The organism is Modestobacter marinus, from assembly GCF_011758655.1.
Classification (GTDB): Bacteria; Actinomycetota; Actinomycetes; order Mycobacteriales; family Geodermatophilaceae; genus Modestobacter; species Modestobacter marinus.
The window spans coordinates 2,054,635-2,079,798 of record NZ_JAAMPA010000001.1 but is presented as its reverse complement, the minus strand read 5'-3'; the positions used below and the strand labels follow the sequence as shown (position 1 = coordinate 2,079,798).

Here is a 25,164-nt window from a genome sequence, read left to right as displayed (position 1 = left end):
CAGGGTCCCACGCTGGGCTCGCGAAGCGTGGGGGGCGAGGGGCTCCTTCGATCAGATCTTGGTGACCTGGGTGAACGACAGCTCGACCGGCGTCTCGCGGCCGAAGATGGAGACGAGCACCTGGAGCTTCTGCTGCTCCGGGTTGATCTCGTTGATGGTCGCCGGCAGGGTCGCGAACGGACCGTCCATGACCGTGACGGACTCGCCGACCTCGAATTCGACCTCCGGCGCGGGCCCGGCAGCGGGGGCCGCCTCGGCCGTGGAGACCGGCTTGGCGGTGGTCGCCGGGACCAGCAGGTTGACGACCTCGTCGATGCTCAGCGGCGAGGGCTTCGAGGTCGCCCCGACGAAGCCGGTGACGCCCGGGGTGTTGCGGACCGCGCCCCAGGACTCGTCGTTGAGGTCCATCCGGACGAGCAGGTAACCCGGCAGCTTCTTGCGGTTGACCTGGGTCCGCTTGCCGTTCTTGATCTCGGTGACCTCCTCGGTGGGCACCTCGATCTGGAAGATGTAGTCCTCCATGTCCAGCGACGTGATCCGGGACTCGAGGTTGGTCTTCACCTTGTTCTCGTAGCCCGCGTAGGAGTGGATCACGTACCAGTCGCCGAACTGACCACGCAGCGTGGAGCGCAGGGCCTCCGCCGGGTCCTCGTCCTCCGCGGCCGCGGTCTCGAGGGCCTCGACGACCACGGGGTCGTGGTCGGGGGCGGGCTCGGCCATCGGGTCGGACGCCAGGGTGTCGCGGCCGGCGGTCTCCACCTCGGGGACGGCGTCGGCGGAACCGGTGTCGGTGTCCTGGTCTGCGGTGTCGCTCGACCCCTCGGCGGACCCGGTCTCGCCGGCGCCCGTCTCGAGGTCTGCGCTGCCGCGCACGTCCGCACGCGCGTCGTCGAGGTCGGTGCCCTCGACGGCGCTGTCGGTCTCGAAGGGCTCGCGGGGGTCAGTCACAGGGTCTCTTCCTTGTCGGGTGTGGTGCAGTCGCGGAGGGCGGTCAGCCGAAGACGGCGAGCACGCCCTGGGCGAAGAGGAGGTCCAGGCCGGCGACGATCGCGACCATGACCGCCACGAAGATGATCACCACCGTCGTGTAGGTGATGAGCTCCTTGCGACCGGGCCAGATCACCTTGCGCAGCTCGGCGACGACCTCGCGGAGGAACCGCCCCACGTCCCGCTTCTTGCGCTGCTCGGCGGCGCGTTCCCGCTCGGCGGCGGCGCGGCTGCGGGTCGGGCTGGAACCGGCGTCCGGCGTCCGTCCGGCGGGACGGCTCGACGAGCGGGACCGGCGCTGCGTGGGGGTCGCGACGACCTTGTCCTCGTCGGTCTCGGCCTCGTCGGCGACACCGGCCTCGGCGGCCTCGAGCGCACCGGCGTCGTCCACGCCCGGCGTCTCCGCGTCGAGCCGCTCGGCGTCGACCTGCTCGCCGTTCGGCTCGCCGTCCTTCTCGCTCACAGCGCCTCGCTCACGTCGGTCCGGCTCACTTCGGTCGGCTCTTCTCGGTCGGTCGTCAGGTCGTGGCAGGGGTGACAGGACTTGAACCTGCAGCCTGCGGTTTTGGAGACCGCTGCTCTGCCAATTGAGCTACACCCCTAGGGGACGCCGGGTCCGCGTCGCGGCGCGGCCCGAGTCTCGACGTGACCCCCCGAAGAGGGCCTCCGGGGCACGCCGGTGGCGGGGTCCCACAGGCCCCAGGTCGTCGAGTGTACGGGACCGGCCCGGCCAGCAGCCAACACGGGAGTCGGACCACTCTCCTGGGGTGCGCGGAGCCGGTCGGGAGACCCGGTCCGTCTGCCACGATCGGGTCATGCCGACGGATCCCCCAACCGGGTCAGCCCCCGGCGGTCCGGCTCCGTCGGCGGCGCGGCGGGTGTCCCGGCGGGTCGGCGTCGTCACGCCCTCCTCGACGATGGCCGCCGACGCCCGCGCCAAGGCGCTGCAGTCCGCTGGGCGGCCGGTGGTCAACCTCGCCGCCGGCGAGCCGGACTCCCCGACCGCCGACCACGTCGTCGAGGCGGCCGTGCGGGCGGCCCGGGACCCGGCGATGCACCGCTACACCCCGGTCGGGGGCCTCCCCGAGCTGCGGGAGGCGATCGTCGCGAAGACGCTGCGCGACTCGGGCCTGAGCGCCCAGCCGACCGACGTCCTGGTCACCGCCGGGGGCAAGCAGGCGGTCTCCCAGGCGCTCGCCGCGCTGCTCGACCCCGGCGACGAGGTCCTGCTCCCGACGCCGCACTGGACGACCTACCCGGAGGCGATCCGGCTGGCCGGCGGCGTCCCCGTCCCGGTGGTCGCCGACGAGGCCAGCGGCTACCTGGTCTCCGTCGGACAGTTGGAGGCGGCGCGCACGCCGCGCACGAGGCTGCTGCTGTTCTGCTCCCCCGCCAACCCGACGGGCGCCGTCCACCCGCCCGAGGAGGTGGCCGAGATCGGCCGCTGGGCGCTGGCGGCCGGCCTCTGGGTGGTCACCGACGAGATCTACGAGCAACTGACCTACGACGGGGCGACGGCGCCGTCCCTGCCCGCCCTGGTGCCCGAGCTCCAGCCGCGGTGCGTGGTGGTCAACGGGGTCGCCAAGGCGTACGCGATGACCGGCTGGCGGGTGGGCTGGCTGCTCGGGCCGGCCGACGTGGTGGCCGGGGCGATGGCCCTGCAGTCGCACACCACCGGGCACGTCTCGAACGTCGCCCAGGCCGCCGCGGTGGCCGCGCTGAGCGGTGACCAGTCCGGCGTCGCGGAGCTGCGGGCGACCCTCGACCGGCGCCGCCGCACCGTCGTCCGGATGCTGCGGGAGATCCCCGGGATCGCCTGCCCCGAGCCGCAGGGCGCCTTCTACGTCTACCCGTCGGTCGGCGCCCTGCTCGGACGCCCGATCGCGGGCCGCACGGTCGCCACCAGTGCCGAGCTGGCCGAGCTGCTGCTGGAACGGGCCCAGGTCGCCGTCGTCCCGGGCGAGGCCTTCGGCACCCCGGGGTACCTCCGGCTGTCCTACGCCCTCGGCGACGACGAACTGGTGGAGGGCGTCCGCCGGATGCAGCAGCTGCTGGGCTCGGCCGGCTGAGGCACCGGGACGCCGTTCAGCCCGGCGCGACCGTTCAGCCCAGCGCGACGACGGCGCGGGCCAGGGACAGGACCTTCTCGCCACCACTGGTCACGGTGAGGTCGACGCGCACGCGGCCGTCCTCCAGGAGCGCGGCGACCCGGCCCCGGACGGTCAGCTCGGCACCGAGGTCGTCGTCGGGGACCACCACCGGCCGGCTGAAGCGCACCGAGTAGTCGACGACGGCGCCCGGGTCACCGGCCCAGGCGGTGACCGCCCGGACGGCGAGGCCCGCGGTGAGCATCCCGTGCGCGATCACGCCGGGGAGGCCGACCTCGCGGGCGACCCGCTCGTTCCAGTGGATGACGTTCAGGTCACCCGAGGCGCCGGCGTAGCGGACCAGGTCCGCACGGGTGACCCGGGAGGTCTGTTCGGGCAGCTCGGTGCCGACCTCGACGTCGGTCGGTCGCGGGCTCACGCCGTGCCCCGTGCGACCAGCATCGAGCGGGTCGTGCAGACCGGCTCGCCGTCCTCGGTGGCCAGGTCGACTCGGGTGGTGAGCATGTCGTTGCCGGCCACCGTCTTCACCGCGTCGATGGTGGCGGTGGCGACCAGCCGGTCACCGGCCCGGATGGGGCGGTGGTGGGTGAACCGCTGCTCGCCGTGGACGACCCGGCTGTAGTCGAGCCCGACCTCCGGGTCCTCGACGACGACGTTGCCCGCGCCCAGGGACAGCACGATGGCGAACGTCGGCGGGGCGATGACGTCGGGGTGGCCGGCGGCGCGGGCCGCGGCGGGGTCGCGGTAGACCGGGTCGGGGTCGGCCAGCGCCGTGGCGAACTCCGCGATCTTCTCGCGCCCGACCTCGTAGACGGCAGAGGGCGGGTAGCTGCGCCCGACCAGTCCCGCGTCCAGCGCCATGCTCCCCGCCCTCTCTCGCCTCGCGACCGCTGCGGTCAGCGCGTCTCGCGGTGGACCGTGTGCTTCCGGTCGGTGGGGCAGTACTTCTTCAGCTCGATCCGGTCGGGGTCGTTCCGCCGGTTCTTGCGGGTGATGTAGTTGCGGTTCTTGCACTCCTGGCAGGCCAGGGTGATCTTCGGACGAACGTCGGTGGCTGCCATGAGCGCATCCTCGCCTTGTCGGTGGTCGAGTGTTCCTCGACGCTTCTCAGGTGGTGCCCGTGCCCGGCGGATGCCGAACACGACGACGGACCCCGTTCCCGGGGTCCGTCTGGGGTAGCGGTGACCGGACTTGAACCGGTGACACAGCGATTATGAGCCGCTTGCTCTACCAGGCTGAGCTACACCGCCAGGTGACCGCACGGCCCGGTCTCCCGACCGGACCGGTGGTCGGCATTCGATCGTACGAGCCCCTTTACGGAATCGAACCGTAGACCTTCTCCTTACCATGGAGACGCTCTGCCGACTGAGCTAAAGGGGCCTGCTCCGAAGAGCCGTGGAGAACTGTACCTGATGCTCTTCGGCCTCCTCGCAGGGGCCCGCCGCGAGCCGGTGAGCGGCGGGTGGCCCTCTCTCAGGTGCGGACGAACAGCCGCCGGTGCGTGGCCCCCGGCGCGGCGGCGCGGACCCCGGTGCGCGCCAGCAGCCAACCCTCGAGCCGATCCTCAGGCAGCGGGCGGCTGACCAGGAAGCCCTGCAGCTTGTCGCAGCCCATCTGGGTCAGCAGGTCCCGGGTCATCTCGTCCTCGACCCCCTCGGCGACCACGCGCAGGCCGAGGTTGTGCGCCAGCTCGACGATCGACCGGGCGATGAAGGACTCGTTCGAGCTCGTCGACATGCCCAGCACGAAGGACTTGTCGATCTTCAGCTCGTCGATCGGCAGCAGCCTCAGCTGGGACAGCGAGGAGTAGCCGGTGCCGAAGTCGTCCATGGACAGCCGCAGGCCCAGGGCGTGCAGGTCGGCCAGCACGGTGCTGTTGCGCACCGTGTCGTCGACGACGCTGCCCTCGGTGAGCTCCAGGGTCAGCAGCTCACCCGGGACGCCGTGGCGGCGCAGCGCCCGGCGGACGCGCTCGACGATGTCCGGCTCGGCGAGGCAGTGCGCCGAGAGGTTGACCGCCACCGACAGCGCGATGTCCTGGTCCAGCCACCGCCGGCAGCGGTCCAGCGCACGGTCCAGCACGTGGTCGGTCAGCAGCCCGATCCGGCCGATCTGCTCGGCCAGGCTGATGAAGTCGTCCGGTGAGATGTCCCCGTAGCGCGGGTGCGCCCAGCGGACGAGCGTCTCGACCGAGACGATGTCCGCGGTGCGCGTGTCCACGATCGGCTGGAAGACCACCGAGATCTGCCCGTCGGCCATCGCGGCCTCGAGCTCCGTGCCCAGCTGCAGGCGGCGCAGGCTCTGCTGGTCCAGGACGGGGTGGTAGGTCGCCACTCCCCCGGAGCCCTGTGCCGCGAGCAGCGCCACGTCCGCCCGCTGGATCAGGGTGCCGGAGTCCGAGCCGTGCACCGGCGCCGCTGCCACCCCGATGGTCAGCGCGACCTCCAGGTCCAGCCCGGCGACCCGGGCCCGGGTGGAGGCGGCCTCCCGCAGCCGGCGGGCAGCCCGCTCGGTGGCCGCCAGGGACAGACCGGGCAGCAGGACGGCGAACTGACCGCCCTCCATCCGGGCGACGACGGCCTGGGGCGGCGCGTGCTCGCGGAGCAGCCCGGCGGTGACGAGGAGGAGCTCGTCGCTGGCCGCGTGCCCGAGCGTGTCCGTGACGTCGGTGTACCCGTCCAGGGCGGCCAGCACGAGCCCGACCCGGGCGGTGGCCGGCTCGGCCATCAGCAGGGCGTCGATCTCCCCGCCCAGCCGCTGCCGGTTCGGCAACCCGGTCAGCCGGTCGTGATCGCCGTCGTGCCGGATCTGGCTGAGCAGCTGCTGCTGCCGGATGGCGGCGTTGACGTGGGTCAGCATCGACTCGAGTGCGCTGCGGTCCCCGTCTGCGAAGGAGACGATGTCGCCCTGCCGGTCGCAGACCTCGAGGTACCCCGGCTCACCGGCCGCGGTGGTCACGGGCGCGCCGAGCACCTCGCGTGCGCCACGACGGAGGAGCGCCGCCCGCTCGGCGTCGTCTGCCCGGCCGTAGGAGACGAAGACCGGGCCCTCGGCGCCCGGCACGACGGCGCGAGCACGGACCAGGTCGTCCGGATCGCCGGGCCCGTCGTACCAGGCCACGTCCCGGTCGGCCGCGTCGACGAGCAGTTGCGGTCCCTCGTCGAGGTACGGAGGCAACCACAGCGCGACGCGATCGGCGTTGAGCAGCTCACGGACGGCCTGGACGATCTCCCGGGTGCCGGACTCGTCGGCGGACACCAACTCCACCCGCCGGGCGAAGTCGTAGACCCGTTGGACGGTGCGCCGTTCACGCACCGCGCGGGCGGACTGGCGGAAGACCACGACGACGACGACGAGCAAGGGGATGGTCAGTGCCCAGGTCCAGGACGTCTCGCGGGTGAGCAGAAGGGCGATCACCCCGATGACCACACTGACCGGCCCGAGCACCAGGTTGGGCACGGCTGCCGTGAAGAAGGACCAGCCGGGGAAGCCCTCGGTCAGCGACACAGCAGCGCCGACGCCGACCATGCTGACGATCCCGGTGACCAGGACGGCGATCATCAGGGACAGCCAGGCGATCGGGTCAGTCACGTCCAACGGTGGCAACAGGGTCAGCACGGCCAACGCCGCGCTCAACTCGGCCACGGCCAGCGCCGCATTGAACAGCACCTTGGGGGCGGGGTACCGCTGCCAGGACTCGACGATCACAACGGCAGCCACCCGAGTGACGGCCGTCCACAGACCACCTACTTCGAGCAACCCGACGACGACAGCTATCTCCGTCGGCGACAGCGAGATCGTCTGCTTCCGGAACTCGACGTCGAACTGCACGGACTCCGTGAGCAGGAAGGCAGCCAGCAGGACCAGCACCAACCCGACCGGGGCGTCCTGCCAGCCGGCCGGCAACACGGGCAGCGCAGCAGCGACGGCGACCGCGCTCGCCATGAGGGCGATCGTCCACGGCCGCCGGATCAGGGGGGCCCCCGTGGTCTCGGGGGCCGCGGACTGGGCCACGGGCAGCCTGTCTGTCGAGGTCGGCGAAGGCCGAAGGTAACAGCGCACGGCAGTCCCGTGTCGTGAACTCACTCCTGCGGGCGATCAGGGTTCCCCGCGCCCCCGTCGGCGCGAGCCTGGGGTCAGCGGCCCCACTTCCAGTTACGGCCCCACTTCCAGTTACGGCCGGAGGCGATGGCGGAACGGTCGGCGGTCACAGCGGTGCGTGCGGACATGACGTCTCCCTGAGGGCGTGAAAGGGCTCGAATGTCGCGGCAGCCGCCCACGCGGGGGCAGAGCGTCGTCCGGCACAGACCGCAACTAAGAGACTGCATGGGGTCACCCACACGCGCAATCTGCAACACGACTGGGTTAATGATCTTCGTTGTGTCGTCACTCCTTGCATTGGTCGATCTACTGAAAGTCACCTATCGAGTGATTTTGAGCCGTTCCCACCGGTGGCGGCGCCTGTCCTCGTGTTCCGGGAGCGGCAGGTCGTCGAGCCGGTCGAGCAGCGACGGGGACGGCGGGTCCAGCCGGCCGAGCGTGGCAGCGACCTGCTCGAACCCGTCCCGCGCGGCGGCCTCGACCGCGGCGGTGTCCGGCGCGGCGGGGGTCAGCAGCTCGACCGCGGCCCGCTCGGCGTCCGCTGCCGTGCGGACCGGACCGTCGTCGGGCCCCATCCGCACCTCGCCGTCGGCACCGACCAGGGTCGCGGCACTGTCCACGATCCCCTCGACCAGGTCCTCCGCAGGGCCGTGGACCAGTGAGGTGGGTGTCCCCACGCCGATGGTCCAGAGCAGCTGCCGGTCGACCACCGCCTCCTGCTCCTGGCTGTAGGCGAGCGCATAGCGGAGCCGCTGGCCGTGCTCCTGCACCGCCACGGTGGCACCGACGAGCTCCGCGCCCCTCGGAGCCGGCACCCCGGCTGCCCGTGCGGCGGCGTGGAGCGCGATGACCACCGGCGCGCTCCGGGCCTCCTCGGCGAACAGGTGCGCCAGTCCGCGCAGCTGGGTGTCGGTCGATGCGTCGAGGGCGCCGCCCGTCCCGCCGTCCCGCACGGCCGCCTCGAGGACCGACACCAGGACGCCGGTCTGTCCGGCCACCAGTCCGCTCACCTCCGCGCCGATCCGGGCGAACGTCCCCTGGTCGACCAACACCCGGTTCGGGGAGTCCGGGGCCAGCCCCCGGCCCAGCGACCGCAGCGCCGCACCGGCCGCCGTCGCCGCAGCGGGGCCGGCCGCGGCGAGGGTGACGACCGCAGCCAGGTCCTCAGTGCCGCCCGGCCACGGCCGGCTCAGCAACGTCGTCCAGGCAGCCGCGTCCGCGAGCAGCTCCCCCGCAGCGACCCGGTCACCGGCGCGGCGCACCACGCTCAACGCCGCCGCCACGGGGTCGGGAGCCGTGGGGCCGACCACGGTCGCCGCGCCGGCCCCTCGCGCCGCCTCCCGGGCCAGGAACTGGCGCCCCCAGGACGCGGCCAGGGCGGAGCCACCGACCCCAGCCCGGCCGGGAAGGGCACGCAGCACCGCGCCCATCCCGAGCGCCAGCACGTCGACCGCGCCGTCGGGGTCCGCCGGCGCCAGCCGCAGGTCGCTCAGGGTCCGGTCGGCCGGGCTCCCGGCAGCCACCGCGCTGAGCGTTCCGGCCAGCAGGCCGGCCAGCGCCGGGACGGCGGCACCTCGCTCGCCCAGCACGGTGAGCAGCCAGCGGAGGCCGTCGACGCCGAGCCGCTCGACCACGGCGGCCGCGAAGGCGGGGCCGGCAGCGTGACCGGACCAGCCGGCGGCTGCGGCCTCGAGCTGCTGGGCCGTTCCCGGCCGGAGGAGGATCTCCGCCGCCTCCCGGCCCAGCGCGGCGAACGCACCGTCGCCCCACCCCGGCAGCCGCCCGGCGAGCCAGGCGGTGACCTGCGCAGCGCCTCCGGGGCGGGTGCGGCCACCCAGCGGCGCGGTGACCGCAGCGAGCACCGCCGCGACGGCCGCGGCGTCGGCGGCCAGGTCGTCCAGCAGCGCCCGGTGCTCGGCGGCCCGGTCGACGTCGTCGGCAGCGACCGCGGCGCTCAACGTGGCGGCCTCGTCGCGACCGGAGCCGGGGAGACCGCCGCCCCACGCCGGCCCCTCCAGCACGGCGACCCGCGCCCCGACGCGGGCGAACTGGTCACGCTGGTCGGCGCGGAGGGCGGCGACCCGGGACAGGACGACCAGCCAGAGCTCACGGTGCTCGGCGAGGCGGGCCGCCGCCGTGGTCAGCGCGCGGTGCAGCTCCCCCGCCACGGCCGTCGCCGTGGCGACCTCGGTGGTCACCGCCACCGCGTCGGCGCCCTGCCAGCCGGTGTCGACGGCCGTCGCGCTCAGCAGGTGCACCGTCGTCCCCGCCGCGAAGCCGGCCGACGCCAGCTGTGCGAGCACGTCGCCCAGGGCGGCCGGTGAGCCCGGCGGGTCGGGCAGCGCGACCGGAGTGGGGAGCAACGTGCTCATCGACGGACCGCCGTGCCCCGCCCCGGCAGCAGCCCACCGTCCAGCTGCTGCCACGAGTCGGCAGCCGTCGCCACGGCGCTGCGCAGCCAGGCCAGCTCGCCGGCCAGACAGACACCCGCGGCCGCCACCGTCTCGCCGAACCCGGCCACGACCGGGCCGAGCGGCCCGCCCACCCCCGCCCCGCCGGCCGGCGCACCGACCTGCGCCGCCCGGGCCGACGCAGCGTCCAGCACCCCGGCCAGCGCGTACAGCCGGTCCGGGACCACCTCGATCACCATGCCGGGGAGTCTGTCGGCCCGGCGGCGTCGTCCCGGGCCGTCATCCACAGGGACCGGGCCGGTACAGGCTGCGCCGGGCCCCGTCGTCCACACCGTCCACAGGCGGTGTCCACAGGTGGTGGACGACGGCGGAGCAGCCGTTGCGGCGGCCTCTAGGCTGCGCGCGTGCGAACCGGACAGCCCGACGTCGGCGACCCCGAGGCCGGGTCGACCCTGCCGTTCGTGCTGGTCTGCTGGCTGGTGGGGGCGCTGATGGTGTTCGGCGCGATCGCCGCCTCCGACGCCTTCCTGGAGCAGCAGGAGGTCCAGTCGCTCTGCGACGGTGCGGCGCTGGCGGCGGCGAACCAGGTCGACGAGGCCGCCGTCTACACCCGCGGGGTGGGCACCGAGCTGCCGCTGACCCGTGCGGCGGCCGAGGCAGCCGTGGCCGACCAGCTCGGTGACGCCGGCGTCGTCCTGGACTCGTGGTCGGCGGTGACCGACGGGGCCGAGGTGACCGTGCGGTGCAGCCGGTCGGTCCCGATCGCCTTCGGCTGGCTCTTCCTGGCCGGCGAGCCCCTGGAGCGCACCGCCGTCGCCAGCGCCCGGGCGCCGACCGCGTGAACGAGGACGGCCCCCGACCATGTGGTCGGGGGCCGTCGTACCAGGCGTGGCGGGTGAAGGATTCGAACCTTCGTAGGCTAAGCCGACGGATTTACAGTCCGCTCCCATTGGCCACTCGGGCAACCCGCCGTGGTGGTACCGGGAGAGCGTACAAGACGGGGGACGACGTCCTCGCCGGGTCCCCGGCGGCGCGTCGTCCCCACTGAGGAGGAACCCGACATGGCCGATGCGTCCTTCGACGTGGTGAGCAAGGTCGACCGGCAGGAGGTCGACAACGCCCTGAACCAGGCGGGCAAGGAGCTGTCGCAGCGGTTCGACTTCCGTGGCGTGAACGCCACCATCGCCTGGGCCGGCGAGGAGGCGGTGGCCCTGCAGGCCGACACCGAGGAGCGGGTGGCCGCGGCGCTCGAGGTGTTCAAGGAGAAGCTGGTCAAGCGGGGCATCTCGATGAAGGCGCTGGACGCCGACGAGCCGCAGTCCTCGGGGAAGGTCTACAAGATCTCCGCCCGGATCCAGCAGGGCATCGCCTCGGACAAGGCCAAGGAGATCGCCAAGGCCATCCGCGACGAGGGCCCCAAGGGCGTGCAGGCGCAGATCCAGGGCGACCAGCTGCGGGTCAGCGGCAAGAAGCGCGACGACCTGCAGGCGGTGCAGCAGCTGCTGAAGAGCAAGGACTTCGAGATCGCCCTGCAGTTCGACAACTACCGCTGAGCTGAGGCACGGCCCCCGCGCCCCGGCGTGGGGGCCGTCAGCCCAGCTCGCGGGCCATCTGCTGCAGCCGGGCGATGCGCTCGGCCATCGGCGGGTGGGTGGCGAACATCGACGCCATGCCCTGGCCGCGGAACGGGTTGGCGATCATCAGGTGGCTCTGGGTCACCAGCCGGTCGTCCTGCGGCAGCGGCCGGGCGGCCACACCGCGCTCGAGCTTGGACAGCGCGCTGGCCAGCGCCAGCGGGTCGGAGCTGAGCTGCGCGCCGGAGGCGTCGGCCTGGTACTCCCGGCTGCGGCTGACCGCCATCTGGACCAGGCCGGCGGCGACCGGGCCGAGGAAGACCAGCAGCAGGCCGCCGAGCCCGCCGCCCTGCCGGTCCTCGGAGCGGCCGCCGAACAGCGAGGCGAACATCGCCATGTGCGCCAGGTAGGTGATCACCGTGGCCATGGCGCCGGCCACCGAGCTGATCAGGATGTCGCGGTTGTAGACGTGCGAGAGCTCGTGGGCGAGCACCCCGCGCAGCTCCCGGCGATCCAGCAGCTCGAGGATGCCCTGGGTGCAGCAGACCGCGGCGTTGCGCGGGTTGCGGCCGGTGGCGAAGGCGTTCGGCTGGTTGGTCGGGCTGACGTAGAGCCGGGGCATCGGCTGCCGGGCCTCGGTGGCCAGCTCGCGCACGATCGCGTACAGCTGCGGCGCCTGGGTCTCGGTGACCGGGAAGGCTCGCATCGCCCGCAACGCCAGCTTGTCGGAGTTGAAGTACGCCCAGCCGTTGACCCCGAGGGCGACCACCAGGGCGATGAAGAGCCCACCGCGGCCGAAGAAGCTGCCGACCAGCAAGATGGCGCCGGCCATCAGGCCGAGCAGCACGGCGGTCTTCAGACCGTTGTTCCAGCGTTGCACGAGCGGTAGAACGCCTTCGGCCCGATCCCCGTTCCCCCGGCGGCTGGGGCCCGCCTGTGAGGTGAGCCGACCCTGTGTGGCTTCGCTCACGTCGGCCGCCGAGCGGGTCCCCCGGCGCGGCGCGCACGTAGCCTGGCGGGTCGGAGGTACCTCACACATGACTGGCACCAACCCCGGAATCAGCCCCGCCGCGAACGGTGTTGCCCCTGGCATGCACCCCGCCGTGGACCCCGCCATCGACGCCGCTGCCCACAGCTCCGCCCCCGGCGGACTGGTGAAGAGCGTCGTCGAGCTCGACCGCGTCGTCATCCGGCTCGCCGGGGACTCCGGCGACGGGATGCAGCTCACCGGGGGGCGGTTCACCAGCGAGACGGCCAGCTTCGGCAACGACCTGTCGACGCTGCCGAACTTCCCCGCCGAGATCCGGGCGCCGACGGGCACCCTCCCCGGCGTCAGCAGCTTCCAGCTGCACTTCGCCGACCACGACATCATGACCCCGGGTGACGCGCCCGACGTGCTGGTCGTGATGAACCCGGCCGCGCTGAAGGCCAACCTCGTGGACCTCCCCGGCGGTGGCCTGCTGATCGCCGACTCCGACGAGTTCACCCCGCGGAACCTGGCCAAGGTCGGCTACGCCAGCAACCCGCTCGAGGACGGCTCGCTGGACAAGTGGCAGCTGGTGAGCGTGCCGCTGACCTCGATGACCACCGACGCGCTCGCGGACTCCGGCCTGGGCAAGAAGGAGGCCGAGCGCAGCAAGAACATGTTCACCCTCGGCCTGCTGTCCTGGATGTACCACCGGCCCACCGAGGGCACGATCCGCTTCCTGGAGCGGCAGTTCCGGCGCAAGCCGCAGATCGCCGCCGCCAACATCGCCGCCTTCCGGGCGGGCTTCAACTACGGCGAGACGACCGAGGCCTTCGCGGTCTCCTACGAGGTCAAGCCGGCCCCGATGGCCCCGGGCAGGTACCGGCACATCTCCGGCAACCAGGCGCTCTCCTACGGCCTGGTCGCCGCGGGCCAGCGCTCGGGGCTGCCGGTCTTCCTGGGCGCCTACCCGATCACCCCGGCCAGCGACATCCTGCACGAGCTGTCCAAGCACAAGTCCTTCGGCGTGCGCACCTTCCAGGCCGAGGACGAGATCGCCGGCATCGGCGCGGCGCTGGGCGCCTCCTTCGGCGGGGCGCTGGGCGTGACGACGACGTCCGGGCCGGGTGTGGCGCTCAAGGCCGAGACCATCGGCCTGGCCGTGATGACCGAGCTGCCGCTCCTCATCGTCGACGTGCAGCGCGGTGGCCCCTCCACCGGGTTGCCCACCAAGACCGAGCAGTCGGACCTGCTGCAGGCCCTCTACGGCCGCAACGGCGAGGCCCCGGTGCCCGTCATCGCGCCGCGCTCCCCCGGCGACTGCTTCGACGCCACGCTGGAGGCGGCGCGGATCGCGCTGACCTACCGGACGCCGGTCATCCTGCTGTCCGACGGCTACCTGGCCAACGGCGCCGAGCCGTGGTCGATCCCGGCCACCGACGAGCTCCCCGACCTGCGCACGGAGTTCGCCACCGAGCCCAACGGCGAGGACGGCGAGTTCCTCCCCTACCTGCGTGACCCGGAGACCCTGGCCCGGCCGTGGGCGGTGCCCGGGACGGCGGGACTGCAGCACCGGATCGGCGGGCTGGAGAAGGCCGACAAGACCGGCAACATCTCCTACGACCCGGCCAACCACGACCTGATGACCCGCCTCCGGCAGGCCAAGGTCGACGGCATCGCCGCCTCCATCCCGGCCACCGAGGTCGACGACCCGGACGGCGACGCCCGGGTCGCGGTCATCGGCTGGGGCTCCACGTACGGGCCGATCGGCGCCGCCTGCCGGCGGATCCGCGCCTCGGGCCGCTCGATCGCCCAGGTGCACCTGCGCCACCTCAACCCGCTGCCGGCCGACCTGGGCGAGATCCTCGCCCGCTACGACCAGGTGGTCTGCCCCGAGATGAACCTCGGCCAGCTGGCCATGGTCCTGCGGGCCAAGTACCTGGTCGACGTGCACAGCCACACCCAGGTGCGCGGGCTGCCGTTCCGCGCCGCGGAGCTGGCGGCCGTGTTCCAGGACGTCATCGACGGGACCACCGGGACGGCGACCACCCTCGACACCGGCTCCGACACCCCTGCACAGACGGGAGCGGCCCTGTGACCGCCATCGAATCCAGCAACGGGCACGTGCACGACCTCGGCATGCCCGCCGGCGGTCCGGACGTGACCACCATCTCCGGCGCGATCGACGCCTCGATCGCGGCCAACGGCGCGAAGCAGACGACGCTGAAGGCCAAGGACCTCAAGACCGACCAGGAGGTGCGCTGGTGCCCCGGGTGCGGTGACTACGTCATCCTCAACGCGGTCCAGAGCTTCCTGCCCAGCCTCGGCATCGCCCGCGAGGACATGGTCATCGTCTCCGGCATCGGGTGCTCGAGCCGCTTCCCGTACTACATGAACACCTACGGGATGCACTCGATCCACGGCCGCGCCCCGGCGATCGCGACCGGCCTGGCCGCCTCCCGCCCCGACCTGTCGGTGTGGGTCGTCACCGGGGACGGCGACGCGCTGTCCATCGGCGGCAACCACCTGATCCACACCCTGCGCCGCAACGTGAACCTGACGATCCTGCTGTTCAACAACCGGATCTACGGGCTCACCAAGGGGCAGTACTCCCCCACCTCGGAGGTCGGGAAGGTCACCAAGTCCACCCCGATGGGCTCGATCGACGCCCCGTTCAACCCGGTGTCCCTGGCGCTGGGCGCGGACGCGACCTTCGTCGGCCGGGCGATGGACTCCGACCGCAAGGGCCTCACCGACGTGCTCCGCCAGGCCGCGGAGCACCAGGGCACGTCGCTGGTGGAGATCTACCAGAACTGCAACATCTTCAACGACGGCGCGTTCGAGCTGCTCAAGGACCCGGCCACCGGCCCGATGTGGACCATCCCGCTGGTGCACGGGGAGCCGCTGGTCTTCGGCCCCGGGGGCGCCTCCTGCGTCGTCCGGGACGACTTCGGCGGCCTGCGGATCGCCGAGACCAACCAGGTCGACGCCAGCCAGATCGTGGTCCACGACGCGACCCGCGAGGACCCGTCGTACGCCTTCGCGCTGTCCCGGCTGTCCAGCCAGGACCTGCGCTACAGCCCGATGGGCGTCTTCCGGTCGGTGGCCAAGCCCACGTACGACCGGATGATGGCCGACCAGCTCGAGGACGCCGCGGCGCAGGAGCCCGCGGACCTCGACGCCCTGCTGGCCGGCGGCGACAGCTGGACCGTCAGCTGATCCCGCTCGAACGCTGAACGCCGGTGGCCGGCGGACCTGTCAGGTCCGCCGGCCACCGGCGTCTTCAGGCCTCCCGGAGCAGCTCGGTGAGCACCCTCAGGGCCCCGGACAGCTCGGCCCGGCTGGGGTGCGCGAACCCGAGCACCAGCCCGGCGCGGTACCCGGCGGCGCCGTTCAGGTGGTGGCGCCCCAGCCCGTCCAGGGCCACCCCTCGGCCCGCAGCTGCGGCCGTGAGCGCCTCCTCCACCGTGGGATCCGGCAGCGACACCACGACGTGCGCTCCGGCGGGGTCCCCCTCCGCCACGCAGCCGGCCGCCGTCACCGCCGCGAGCACCTCCGCCCGCCGGCCGGCGAGCTCCCGCCGCAACCGCCGCAGGTGCCGGGCGAGGTCGCCGGAGGCCGCCAGCGCGGCGAGGACCCGTTGACCGGCCCGGGCCGGACGGGTGCCCGTGGTGGTCCGCCGGGTGAGCAGGTCGGCGCGCAGGCCCGGTGGCGCCACCAGCCAGCCGACGCCCAGGGTGGGGCTCACGATCTTGCTGGTGGTGCCGAGGTGCACCACGACGTCCGGCCCGAGGGCGCCGAGCAGCGGCAGCGGCGCGACGTCGTAGCGCAGCTCGCCGTCGTAGTCGTCCTCGAGCACCCACCAGCCCTCGGTGCGGGCGCGGGCGACGAGGGCCAGCCGGCGGGCCGCCGACATCCGCAGACCGAGCGGGTACTGGTGGGCCGGGGTGCAGTAGACGGCGGCCAACCCGGCCGGCAGCGCGTCGACCACCAGCCCGTCGCGGTCGACCGGGACGGGCACCGGCTCCACCCCGGCGTCCACCAGGGCACCGACGACCCGCTGGTACCCCGGGTCCTCCACCCCGACCCGGCTGCCCGGGGGCAGGACGCGGGCGACCTCGGCGACGGCGGCGGAGGTGCCGGACGTGGCCAGCACGTCGGCTGCGGTGACCGACAGGCCTCGGTGGCGCAGCAGGTGCTCGGCGACGGCGGCGCGGAAGGCCGGGTCCCCGGCCGACTCGGCGGTGGCATCGGGCGCGTTGTCGCCGGCGGCGCGCCAGGCACGCCGCCAGGCCGTCTGGTCGAGCACCTCGAGGCAGGGCGTCCCGGCCCGGAGGTCGACGAGCGGGGGCCCCGCCGGCGACGCGACCAGGGCGGGGCGGGTGGTCGTCGGCGGGGTCGTCACCGACCCGGTCACGAACGTGCCCACCCCGCGACGCCCGGCGGCCCACCCCTCGGCCAGCAACTGGTCGTAGGCGGCGGCGGTGACCGTCCGGCTGACCCGCAGGGCCACGGCCAGCTCCCGGGTGGACGGCAGCCGGTCGCCGGGGCGCAACGCCCCGGACACGGCGGCCTGGCGGAGCCCGTCGGCCAGCTGCACCGACAGCGGCCGCGCGGCCGCCCGGTCGAGGACGACGGGTGGGACGTCGATCAGCAGACACCTCCGGTGGACCGGTCGAAGGCGCTCCCCCGGCGAGCGGCCCCGGCGGGAGACCGGCGGCGAGTGGCCTGGTGGAAAAGCGGCGGAATGGCCCTTGGAGGATGCCACGGCGTGCAGCAGGTTGGGGTCATGGACGTCGCGACCCCGCTCTCCCCCACCGCTCGCAGCACCATCCGCCGTGGCGCCCGGCGGGCCCGCACCGACCGCGCCGAGCTGTACGCGGTGCTGGACGCCGGGCTCGTCGGTCACCTGGGCGTCGTGCTCGACGGCGCGCCGGTGGTGCTGCCCACCGGGTACGGCCGGGTCGGCGACACCCTCTACCTGCACGGCTCCACCGGCGCCGCCACGCTGCGCGCCGCCGCCACCGGGAGCCCGGTGGCCTTCACCGTCACGCACGTCGACGGCGTCGTCTACGCGCGCTCGTCCTTCCACCACTCGATGAACTACCGGTGTGCGGTCGTGCACGGCACCGCGCAGCTGGTCACCGACCCCGAGGAGCGGCTGCGGGCGCTGGCCGCGCTGACCGAGCAGCTGGCGCCGGGCTCCTGGACGGCGACCCGCCAGCCGGACCGCCGGGAGCTGGCCGCCACCGCCGTCCTGGCGCTGGACCTCGCCGAGGCGAGCCTGAAGGTGCGCACCGGCCCGCCCGGGGACGACGAGCGCGACCTGGCGGCCGATGCCGGGCCGTCGCCGGTGTGGGCGGGGGTGCTGCCGCTGCGCACCGTGCTGGGCGAGCCGGAGCCCGATCCGCTGCTCCCGGCGGGGGTTCCGGTGCCGCCCCGCGTCCGGGACCGCTCGCTCAGCCGGCCGGGGTGACCCGGAGCAGCTGGTCCTCGCCGTCGCCGTTGTCGGTGGTGACGTAGAGCGCGCCGTCCTCGCCCTGGACGGGGGTGCGGATGCGGCCGTGGGCGTCCTCGAGCTCGGGCAGCCGGAAGGACTCGACGAGCTCGCCGTCCTCGGTCAGCCGGAGCGCGAGGACGCCGGTGTCCTTCTGCACGCCGATCACCAGCAGCCCGTCGTAGTCCCCCCAGGCGTCCCCGTCCAGGAACGTCGCGCCGGAGGGGGCGATGGTCGGGTCGCCGGAGGACCAGACGGCGGGCACGGCCCCGGGGGCGGTCATCGGCACGCTCTCGTCGTAGCTGCCCGCCCCGACCGGGTCCCAGCCGAGGTCGGCCCCCGGCTGCAGCAGGTTCACCTCGTCGTCCCGGTCCGGTCCGTGCTCGACGGAGTACACCTGTCCGGTGCCGGGGCGCACGGCGAGGCCCTGCACGTTGCGGTGCCCGTAGGTGAAGACCCGGTCGGCGGCGTCCTCGTCGGTGAACGGGTTGTCCGGCAGGGCCTCTCCCGTCTGCGGGTCGATCCGGAGGACCTTGCCGGCGAGTGAGCCGAGGTCCTGCGGGTTCGTGCCGACGGCGTTGTCCCCGGTGCCGATGAACAGCGCACCGTCGGGGCCGAACTCGACCCGGCACCCGCCGTGCCGGCCGCTCTCGGCGTTCACCGGGATGCCGCCCAGCAGCGGGTCGGCGACCCGGGTGGCGGTGGTCCACCCCTCGTCCACGGTCCAGGCGATCACCTGGATCTCGGCGCCGTCGGCGGACTCCACGCCCTGGCAGGTGTAGAAGCGCCGGTTGTCGGCGAAGGCGGGGTCCAGGGCGAGACCCATCAGACCGGTCTCCCCCTCGGCGAAGAGGTCGTCGAAGTCCGCGTCCAGCGTGCGCGCCTCGCCGTCGGGCAGCACCGCGGTCAGGCCGCCGGCGCGCTCGTCGACCAGCAGGGTGCCGTCGGGTGCCTGGGCGACGTCCCAGGGGTGGTCCAGCCCGTCGAGCACGACCTCGACCTCCAGCTCAGGAGCACCGGCGGGTGCGGACACCGGCGCCGGGGCCGCGCCGGCGTCGTCCGCACCGGGGTCGGCGGAACCGCAGGCGGCGAGCAGCAGGAGCGGGGGCAGCGCCACCCAGGAGCGTCGGGTCATCCTCCTCAGGATGCCCCCGATCAGGCCGAACGGCTCAGCTGGTGCGGGTCACCACGTACGTGCACAGCCCGGACAGCGCCTCGCGCACCGGGCCGTCGGGCACCGCCGTCAACCGGTTCCGGGCGCGGTCGGCGTACTCGCCGAGCACCGCGGTCGCCCGGGCCAGCGAGGTGGAGCTGCGCAGCAGGGCGAGCGCCTCGGCGTGCTCGGCGTCGTCGACGACCGGGCCCGCCACCAGCTCGCGGAGCCGGGCCTCGGCCGGGTCGTCGCCGGCGAGGGCGAACAGCACCGGCAGGGTGGCGATCCCCTCGCGCAGGTCGGTGCCGGGCCGCTTCCCGGACACCCCGCCCTCGCTGACGATGTCGATCAGGTCGTCGGAGAGCTGGAAGGCCACCCCGACCTCCTCGCCGAACGCGGTGAGCGCCGTGACGAGCTCCGGCGCGGCACCGGCGAACGAGGCGCCGAAGCGGGCGGAGGTGGCCACCAGTGACCCGGTCTTGTCGGCCAGCACCCCGAGGTGGTGGTCGACGGCGTCCTCGCCCGGCTGGGCGCCCACCGTCTCGCGCAGCTGGCCGGTGACCAGCCGCTCGAACGTCCGGGCCTGCACCCGGACGGCCTCCGGGCCGAGGTCGGCCAGCAGGTCCGACGCCCGGGCGAAGAGGAAGTCGCCGGTCAGGATGGCGACGCTGTTGGTCCAGCGGCTGTTGGCGCTGGGGGCGCCCCGGCGGACGGAGGCCTCGTCCATCACGTCGTCGTGGTAGAGCGTGGCCAGGTGGGTCAGCTCGCAGACGACGGCCGCGTCGACCACCTCGGGGGCGTCCGCGTCGCCGAGCTGGGCGGCGAGCAGCGCCAGCAGCGGCCGGAACCGCTTGCCCCCGGCGGCCATCAGGTGGCCGGCGGCCTCGTTCACGAACGCGTGCTCGCTGGCGACCGAGGCGGCCAGCCGGGCTTCCACCCGCGCCAGCCCGTCGGACAGCGCCTCGCCGAGCTCGCCGTCGGGGAGCCAGGGGCCGATCGTCGAGGCCGGGCTCGCGGGCCGGTGCCACGACTGGCCCTCACGCTGGGGGTCGCGTCCGCCGCCCTGGGGGCTGGTGGTGCCGGCTCCGGTCATCAACCGACGAAGATAGCCGCCGTGCACGACCCCCGGCGCACCGGCCTGCCGCCGGCCGGGGCGCGCGGAGCCGGTCAGCCGACGAACACGGCGGCCGACTCGGCCAGCTCGAGCACCGCCCCGGGCAGGACGCCGAGCACCAGCGTGGCCGCCGCGGTGACCGCGAGCACGATCGTGGTCGGCATGCCGGGGACGCCGACGGTGGGGCCGTCGGGCGCGGGGTCGGAGAAGTACATGAGCACGACCACCCGCAGGTAGAAGAACGCCGCGATCGCACTGGCGACCAGCGCGACGAGGGCCAGCGGCCAGGCCCCGGCCTCGATCGCGGCCCGGAAGACGGCGAACTTGCCGGTGAACCCGCTGGTGAGCGGGATGCCGGCGAGCGCGAGCAGGAAGAAGGTCATCAGTGCGGCGACGAGCGGGGAGCGCTGGGCCAGGCCGGCCCACTGGGCGAGGTGGGTGGCCTCGCCGTCGCCGTCCCGGACGAGGGTGACCAGCCCGAACGCGCCGAGCGTCGTCAGGCCGTAGGTGACCAGGTAGAACATGGTCGCGGCCAGCCCGTAGCCGGTGCCGTCCGGGCCGAGGCCGATGACCCCGGTGAGCAGGAAGCCGGCGTGGGCGATCGAGGAGTAGGCCAGCATCCGCTTGACGTCGGTCTGGGTGAGCCCGAGCACCGCGCCGACCACCATGGAGGCGATCGCCAGGGCGTAGACCAGCGGCCGCCAGGTCCAGTCGGCGGTGCCGAAGGCGACGTAGAGCAGCCGCAGCACCGCCCCGAAGGCGGCGACCTTGGTGGCCGCGGCCATGAAGGCGGTCACCGCGGTGGGGGCGCCCTGGTAGACGTCGGGGGTCCAGCTGTGGAACGGCGCGACGCTGGCCTTGAACATCAGCCCGACCACGAGCAGGCCCAGCCCGAGCACCATCAGGGCGCCGCCGCCCTCGGTCACCACGGCCACCCGCACGTCGGACAGCCGCACGCTGCCGGTCGCCCCGTAGACGAGGGCGAGCCCGTACAGGAAGAACGCCGAGGCGAAGGCGCCGAGCAGGAAGTACTTGACCGCCGCCTCCTGGGACAGCAGCCGCCGGCGGCGGGCGAGCCCGCACATCAGGTACAGCGGCAGGCTGAGCACCTCCAGCGCCACGAACATGATCAGCAGGTCGTTGGCGGCGGTGAACAGCATCATGCCGCCGATGGCGAAGGTGGCCAGCGGGTATACCTCGGTCTGCACCCGCTCGGAGGTGGCCAGTTCGCGGTCCCGGACGCTGCCGGCCGGCACCGCGGCGGCGGCGACGAACGCCGAGCGGGCCGGGTCCAGGGCGCGCTCGCTGAACAGCAGGACCGACAGCGCGCCCAGGACGGCGATCGTCCCCTGCAGGAACAGCGCCGGCCCGTCGACGGCCAGCGCCCCGCCGGCGGTGACGTCCTCGGTGCCGGCCAGCAGCAGCGTGGCGACCAGGGCCCCGACCGTGCCGACCAGGGCGATCGCCACCTGCACGGGGTGGCGCACGGACCGCGGCGCGAACGCCTCGACCAGGACGCCGACGCAGGCGGCACCGAAGACGAACAGCAGCGGTGCGAGCGCTGCGTAGGACAGGTCCGGTGCCTCGATGGCGCCCATCAGTCGGTCCCCCCGGTCCCGGTGCCCGGTGCAGCCGGCGTGCTGCCCCCGGGGTCGACGCCGATGTCGGTCATGGTCGCCTCGACCGCCGGGCTGACCAGGTCGATCAGCGGCTGCGGGTACACCCCGAGCACCAGGATCAGGGCGACCAGCGGCGTGACGACGGCGATCTCCCGCCCGGACAGGTCCCGGACGGCCCGCAGCCGCGCCCGCACCGGCGCGTCGAGCACGGCGGTCGCGCCGTGCGGCCCACCGACGGGTCCGGCGGACAGGTCGCCGTCCTCAGGGCGGTCGTCGGGGTCGGCGTCGGTGTCGGCCAGGAGCACGCCGCGCGGCGGGCCGTGCATGACCCGCTGGTACATCAGCAGCACGTAGAGGGCGGCCAGCACGATCCCGGCGGTGGCGATGATCGTGAACACCGGCCGGGTCGGGAACGCCCCGATGAGCACCAGGAACTCGCTGACGAAGCTGTTGGTGCCCGGCAGCGCGAGGGAGGCCAGCCCGGCGAGCAGGAAGACCCCGGCCAGCACCGGCGTCCTGGCGGCCAGCCCGCCGTAGTCGCGGATCTGCCGGGAGCCGCCGCGGGCGATCACCATGCCGACGACGATGAACAGCAGGCCGGTGGCGATGCCGTGGTTGACCATGTAGAGCACCGCGCCGGTGGCCGCCTCGGTGGTGAAGGCGAAGATGCCCAGCGCGATGAAGCCGAAGTGGGCGATCGAGGTGTAGGACACCAGCCGCTTCATGTCGCTCTGCCCGACGGCGAGCAGTGCCGCGTAGATGATCCCGGCGACCGCGAGCACCAGCACCCAGGGGGCCAGGTCGCGGGAGGCGTCGGGGAACAGCGGGAGGCAGTAGCGCAGGAAGCCGAAGGTGCCGACCTTGTCCAGCACCCCGACCAGGAGCACGGCGCCGCCGATGGGGGCCTCGGCGCCGGAGTCGGGCAGCCAGGTGTGGAAGGGCACCAGCGGCGCCTTGATCGCGAAGGCGAGGAAGAACCCGGCGAAGAGCAGCTTCTGCACGTTCGGGTCGATCTCCAGCTGGCGCAGCGCGTCGAAGGCGAAGGTGCCCTCGCCCAGCTGGGAGTTGCTGACCACGTACAGCCCGATCACCGAGGCGAGCATGACCAGGCCGCCGAGCAGGCTGTACAGGAAGAACTTGACCGCGGCGTACTGCCGGTTCTCCCCGCCGAAGCTGCCGATCAGGAAGTACATCGGCACGAGCATGGCCTCGAAGAAGACGTAGAACAGGAAGACGTCGGTGGCGGCGAAGACCCCGACCATCAGCGACTCGAGCAGCAGCAGCCACGCCCAGAAGGCGGTCATCGACCGCGCCGGGCGGCCCGGCCGGGGCACCGGGGCGTCCCGCCAGGAGGCGCCGACCACGATCGGCACCAGCACGCCGATCAGCAGCAGCATCGACAGCGCGATGCCGTCGACGCCGAGGGCGAAGTCGACCCCGAAGTCGGGGATCCAGGCGACCGAGGTGGTCAGCTGGAACCGCTCGCCGTCGGGGTCGAAGGCGACGGTGGTCAGCACGGCGAGCAGCAGCACCAGCAGGCTCACCGCCAGCGCGAGCCGGCGGGCCAGGGCCTCCCGGGCGGCCGGCAGCGCCGCGACCACGGCGGCGCCGACCGCCGGGACGACGATCATCAGGACCAGCCAGGGGACGTCGCTCACGGCCGGGCCGCCTCTCCGCGGGTGGGGCTGTCAGGGGTGGTCATGCCGTCACCGCGAACAGCGCGCCGGCGATCAGCACCGCGCCGCCGAGCATGCCGAGGGCGTAGCTGCGGACGAACCCGGTCTGCACCCGGCCCAGCCGCGCCGAGCTCCCGCCCAGGGCCGCGGCCGTGCCGTTGACCGCGCCGTCCACCCCGCGGGCGTCCAGCCAGACCAGGGCGCGGGTCAGGTAGATCCCGGGGCGCATGACCAGCGACTCGTTGACGGTGTCTGCGTAGAGCCCGCGGCGGGCGGCGGCGACCACCGGCGAGACGCGGGCCGGCGCCGTCGTCGGCACCTCGCGGCGGCCGACGTACAGCCAGGCGGTGAGCGCCCCGAGGGCGACGACCACGGTGACGACGATGCTGACCACCAGCGGCGACACCAGGTGCGCGGCCTCCTCCGGCTCCCCGAAGACCGGCTCCAGCCAGCCGCTGAGCGGGAAGACCGCCACCAGCAGGGCGCCCGCGGCGACCGACCCGACGGCGAGCAGCACCATCGGCGCCGTCATCACCGCCGGGGCCTCGTGCGGGTGCACGCCGTCCTCCCAGCGCGGCCGGCCGAAGAAGGTCATCAGCATCAGCCGGGTCATGTAGAAGGCGGTGAGCCCGGCGCCGAGGACGGCGACCCCGCCGAGCACCCATCCGGAGACGCCGCCGCGGTCCAGCGCCGCCTCGATGATCGCGTCCTTGGTCCACCAGCCGGACAGGAACGGGAAGCCGATCAGCGCCAGGTACCCCAGCCCGAAGGTGACGAAGGTGACGGGCAGCTTCCGGGCCAGGCCGCCGAAGCGGCGCATGTCGACGGAGTCGTCCATCGCGTGCATGACCGAGCCGGCGCCGAGGAAGAGCCCGGCCTTGAAGAAGCCGTGGGCCAGCAGGTGGGCGATGGCGGCCGCGTAGCCGACCGGGCCGAGCCCCACGGCCAGGAACATGTAGCCGATCTGGCTGACCGTGGAGTAGGCCAGCACCTTCTTGATGTCGTCGTGGGCGCAGCCGGCGATGGCGCCGATCAGCAGGGTGACCGCGCCGACGGCCAGGACGACGGTGCGGGCGGTGGGCGTGGCGTCGTAGACCGGGGCGCTCCGGGCGATCAGGTAGACCCCGGCGGTCACCATCGTGGCCGCGTGGATCAGCGCCGAGACCGGTGTCGGGCCCTCCATCGCGTCGGGCAGCCAGGCCTGCAGCGGGAACTGGCCGGACTTGCCGCAGGCACCGAGCAGCAGGAGCAGCCCGATCGCGGTGACGGTTCCGCCGGCGAGCAGCCCCACCGAGCCGAAGACGCCGGCGTAGGACGTCGTCCCGAGCTGGGCGAACATCACGAAGATCGCCAGCGCGAGGCCGACGTCCCCGACCCGGTTCATCAGGAAGGCCTTCTTGGCCGCCGTGGCGGCCGCCGGGCGGGTGTACCAGAACGCGATCAGCAGGTAGGACGCCAGGCCGACGCCCTCCCAGCCGACGTAGAGGGCCACGTAGCTGTTGCCCAGGACCAGCAGCAGCATCGCCGCGACGAAGAGGTTGAGGTAGGCGAAGAACCGGCGGCGGCCGGGGTCGTGCGCCATGTAGCCGATCGAGTAGACGTGGATCAGCGCACCGACCCCGGTGATCAGCAGGACGAAGACCGCCGACAGCGGGTCGAACAGCAGCCCGGCGGTGACGTCGAGGCTGCCGGTGTCGATGAAGGTGAACAGGTCCAGGCTCACCGTGCGGCCGGCCCGGTCGACCAGCGCGAGGGTGCAGCCCACGGCGAGGGCGAAGGACGCGACCACGGTGCCGGTGGCCAGCAGGTGCCCCCAGCGGTCGGTGCGCCGCCCGCCGAGCAGCAACAGCGCCGCACCGGCCAGCGGCAGCACGATCACCAGCCACGTGACGGACAACAGCCCGTCGACCGGGACCGACGCAGGCACGACCTCGTTCACCCCTGGGCTCCCGTTCCG

The 25,164-nt window shown here is 73.7% G+C and carries 21 protein-coding genes and 4 tRNA genes; 6 read left to right on the top strand and 19 right to left on the bottom strand.

Annotated features, from left to right (window positions below):
* Positions 1-51: 51 nt before the first annotated feature.
* The 3 genes from nusG to FB380_RS09880 form a co-directional block, all read right to left on the bottom strand.
* A complete protein-coding gene (gene nusG / locus FB380_RS09890) occupies positions 52-948 on the bottom strand; it encodes a transcription termination/antitermination protein NusG (RefSeq protein ID WP_166754907.1) in 897 nt (298 codons plus the stop codon).
* 43 nt (positions 949-991) lie between these two features.
* Positions 992-1,450, bottom strand: a complete 459-nt coding sequence (gene secE, locus FB380_RS25440; protein ID WP_188959504.1) for a preprotein translocase subunit SecE — start codon at positions 1,448-1,450, stop codon at positions 992-994.
* A gap of 63 nt (positions 1,451-1,513) precedes the next feature.
* Positions 1,514-1,589, bottom strand: a tRNA-Trp gene (locus FB380_RS09880).
* Between the two features lie 213 nt (positions 1,590-1,802).
* On the opposite strand from FB380_RS09880, the gene FB380_RS09875 reads away from it, so the two are divergent.
* Positions 1,803-3,056, top strand: a complete 1,254-nt coding sequence (locus tag FB380_RS09875; protein ID WP_166754906.1) for a pyridoxal phosphate-dependent aminotransferase — start codon at positions 1,803-1,805, stop codon at positions 3,054-3,056.
* A 34-nt stretch (positions 3,057-3,090) separates the two neighbouring features.
* Here FB380_RS09875 and FB380_RS09870 read toward each other — a convergent pair whose 3' ends face one another.
* From FB380_RS09870 to FB380_RS09835, 8 genes are all read right to left on the bottom strand, one after another.
* Positions 3,091-3,513, bottom strand: a complete 423-nt coding sequence (locus FB380_RS09870) for a MaoC family dehydratase (RefSeq protein WP_166754905.1) — start codon at positions 3,511-3,513, stop codon at positions 3,091-3,093.
* Positions 3,510-3,956, bottom strand: coding sequence for a MaoC family dehydratase N-terminal domain-containing protein (locus FB380_RS09865; protein ID WP_036334244.1), 447 nt, complete (start codon positions 3,954-3,956; stop codon positions 3,510-3,512). Before FB380_RS09865 ends, FB380_RS09870 begins: the two co-directional genes overlap by 4 nt.
* A 35-nt stretch (positions 3,957-3,991) precedes the next feature.
* Entirely contained in the window at positions 3,992-4,156 is a 165-nt protein-coding gene (gene rpmG / locus FB380_RS09860) for a 50S ribosomal protein L33 (RefSeq protein ID WP_014742879.1), read from the bottom strand.
* A 115-nt stretch (positions 4,157-4,271) separates the two neighbouring features.
* Positions 4,272-4,345, bottom strand: a tRNA-Met gene (locus tag FB380_RS09855).
* 57 nt (positions 4,346-4,402) lie between these two features.
* Positions 4,403-4,475: transfer RNA gene (locus FB380_RS09850), tRNA-Thr, on the bottom strand.
* A 93-nt stretch (positions 4,476-4,568) separates the two neighbouring features.
* The gene (locus FB380_RS09845) at positions 4,569-7,040 is read right to left on the bottom strand and encodes a putative bifunctional diguanylate cyclase/phosphodiesterase (protein ID WP_166754904.1); all 2,472 of its coding nucleotides are present in this window, start codon (positions 7,038-7,040) and stop codon (positions 4,569-4,571) included.
* 476 nt (positions 7,041-7,516) lie between these two features.
* The gene (locus FB380_RS09840) at positions 7,517-9,568 is read right to left on the bottom strand and encodes a hypothetical protein (RefSeq protein WP_166754903.1); all 2,052 of its coding nucleotides are present in this window, start codon (positions 9,566-9,568) and stop codon (positions 7,517-7,519) included.
* Positions 9,565-9,846: a hypothetical protein gene (locus tag FB380_RS09835; RefSeq protein WP_166754902.1), complete on the bottom strand. Its 282-nt coding sequence runs from the start codon at positions 9,844-9,846 to the stop codon at positions 9,565-9,567. Before FB380_RS09835 ends, FB380_RS09840 begins: the two co-directional genes overlap by 4 nt.
* A gap of 165 nt (positions 9,847-10,011) precedes the next feature.
* Here FB380_RS09835 and FB380_RS09830 point away from each other — a divergent pair, with 165 nt between their 5' ends.
* Entirely contained in the window at positions 10,012-10,449 is a 438-nt protein-coding gene (locus tag FB380_RS09830; protein ID WP_166754901.1) for a pilus assembly protein TadG-related protein, read from the top strand.
* A 47-nt stretch (positions 10,450-10,496) separates the two neighbouring features.
* On the opposite strand, the gene FB380_RS09825 is transcribed toward FB380_RS09830, so the two are convergent.
* Positions 10,497-10,578, bottom strand: a tRNA-Tyr gene (locus FB380_RS09825).
* A 90-nt stretch (positions 10,579-10,668) separates the two neighbouring features.
* Here FB380_RS09825 and FB380_RS09820 point away from each other — a divergent pair.
* On the top strand, positions 10,669-11,160 hold the full coding sequence (locus FB380_RS09820) for a YajQ family cyclic di-GMP-binding protein (protein WP_166754900.1): 492 nt from the start codon (positions 10,669-10,671) through the stop codon (positions 11,158-11,160).
* A 37-nt stretch (positions 11,161-11,197) separates the two neighbouring features.
* Here FB380_RS09820 and htpX read toward each other — a convergent pair whose 3' ends face one another.
* Positions 11,198-12,061: a zinc metalloprotease HtpX gene (gene htpX / locus FB380_RS09815; RefSeq protein WP_166754899.1), complete on the bottom strand. Its 864-nt coding sequence runs from the start codon at positions 12,059-12,061 to the stop codon at positions 11,198-11,200.
* Positions 12,062-12,272: 211 nt separating this feature from the next.
* Between htpX and FB380_RS09810 the strand changes: the two genes are divergently transcribed.
* Both FB380_RS09810 and FB380_RS09805 read left to right on the top strand, forming a co-directional pair.
* Positions 12,273-14,246, top strand: a complete 1,974-nt coding sequence (locus tag FB380_RS09810; protein ID WP_166754898.1) for a 2-oxoacid:acceptor oxidoreductase subunit alpha — start codon at positions 12,273-12,275, stop codon at positions 14,244-14,246.
* A complete protein-coding gene (locus tag FB380_RS09805) occupies positions 14,243-15,367 on the top strand; it encodes a 2-oxoacid:ferredoxin oxidoreductase subunit beta (protein WP_229681862.1) in 1,125 nt (374 codons plus the stop codon). Before FB380_RS09810 ends, FB380_RS09805 begins: the two co-directional genes overlap by 4 nt.
* A 64-nt stretch (positions 15,368-15,431) precedes the next feature.
* On the opposite strand, the gene pdxR is transcribed toward FB380_RS09805, so the two are convergent.
* Positions 15,432-16,748, bottom strand: a complete 1,317-nt coding sequence (gene pdxR / locus FB380_RS09800) for a MocR-like pyridoxine biosynthesis transcription factor PdxR (protein WP_229681861.1) — start codon at positions 16,746-16,748, stop codon at positions 15,432-15,434.
* 189 nt (positions 16,749-16,937) lie between these two features.
* On the opposite strand from pdxR, the gene FB380_RS09795 reads away from it, so the two are divergent.
* Complete coding sequence (locus FB380_RS09795; RefSeq protein WP_166754897.1) at positions 16,938-17,624, top strand: pyridoxamine 5'-phosphate oxidase family protein; 687 nt, start codon at positions 16,938-16,940, stop codon at positions 17,622-17,624.
* On the opposite strand, the gene FB380_RS09790 is transcribed toward FB380_RS09795, so the two are convergent.
* The 5 genes from FB380_RS09790 to nuoL all read right to left on the bottom strand — a co-directional run bounded on the left by FB380_RS09790 (position 17,608) and on the right by nuoL (position 25,146).
* Positions 17,608-18,780: a PQQ-dependent sugar dehydrogenase gene (locus FB380_RS09790; protein WP_166754896.1), complete on the bottom strand. Its 1,173-nt coding sequence runs from the start codon at positions 18,778-18,780 to the stop codon at positions 17,608-17,610. The genes FB380_RS09795 and FB380_RS09790 overlap by 17 nt on opposite strands.
* A gap of 34 nt (positions 18,781-18,814) precedes the next feature.
* Complete coding sequence (locus FB380_RS09785; RefSeq protein WP_166754895.1) at positions 18,815-19,891, bottom strand: polyprenyl synthetase family protein; 1,077 nt, start codon at positions 19,889-19,891, stop codon at positions 18,815-18,817.
* A 74-nt stretch (positions 19,892-19,965) separates the two neighbouring features.
* Positions 19,966-21,510 (bottom strand): NADH-quinone oxidoreductase subunit NuoN, encoded by a 1,545-nt coding sequence (gene nuoN, locus FB380_RS09780; protein ID WP_166754894.1) that lies wholly within the window; start codon positions 21,508-21,510, stop codon positions 19,966-19,968.
* Positions 21,510-23,189 (bottom strand): NADH-quinone oxidoreductase subunit M, encoded by a 1,680-nt coding sequence (locus FB380_RS09775; protein ID WP_166754893.1) that lies wholly within the window; start codon positions 23,187-23,189, stop codon positions 21,510-21,512. Before FB380_RS09775 ends, nuoN begins: the two co-directional genes overlap by 1 nt.
* Before the next feature lie 40 nt (positions 23,190-23,229).
* Positions 23,230-25,146, bottom strand: coding sequence for an NADH-quinone oxidoreductase subunit L (nuoL, locus tag FB380_RS09770; RefSeq protein WP_166754892.1), 1,917 nt, complete (start codon positions 25,144-25,146; stop codon positions 23,230-23,232).
* Positions 25,147-25,164: the final 18 nt, after the last annotated feature.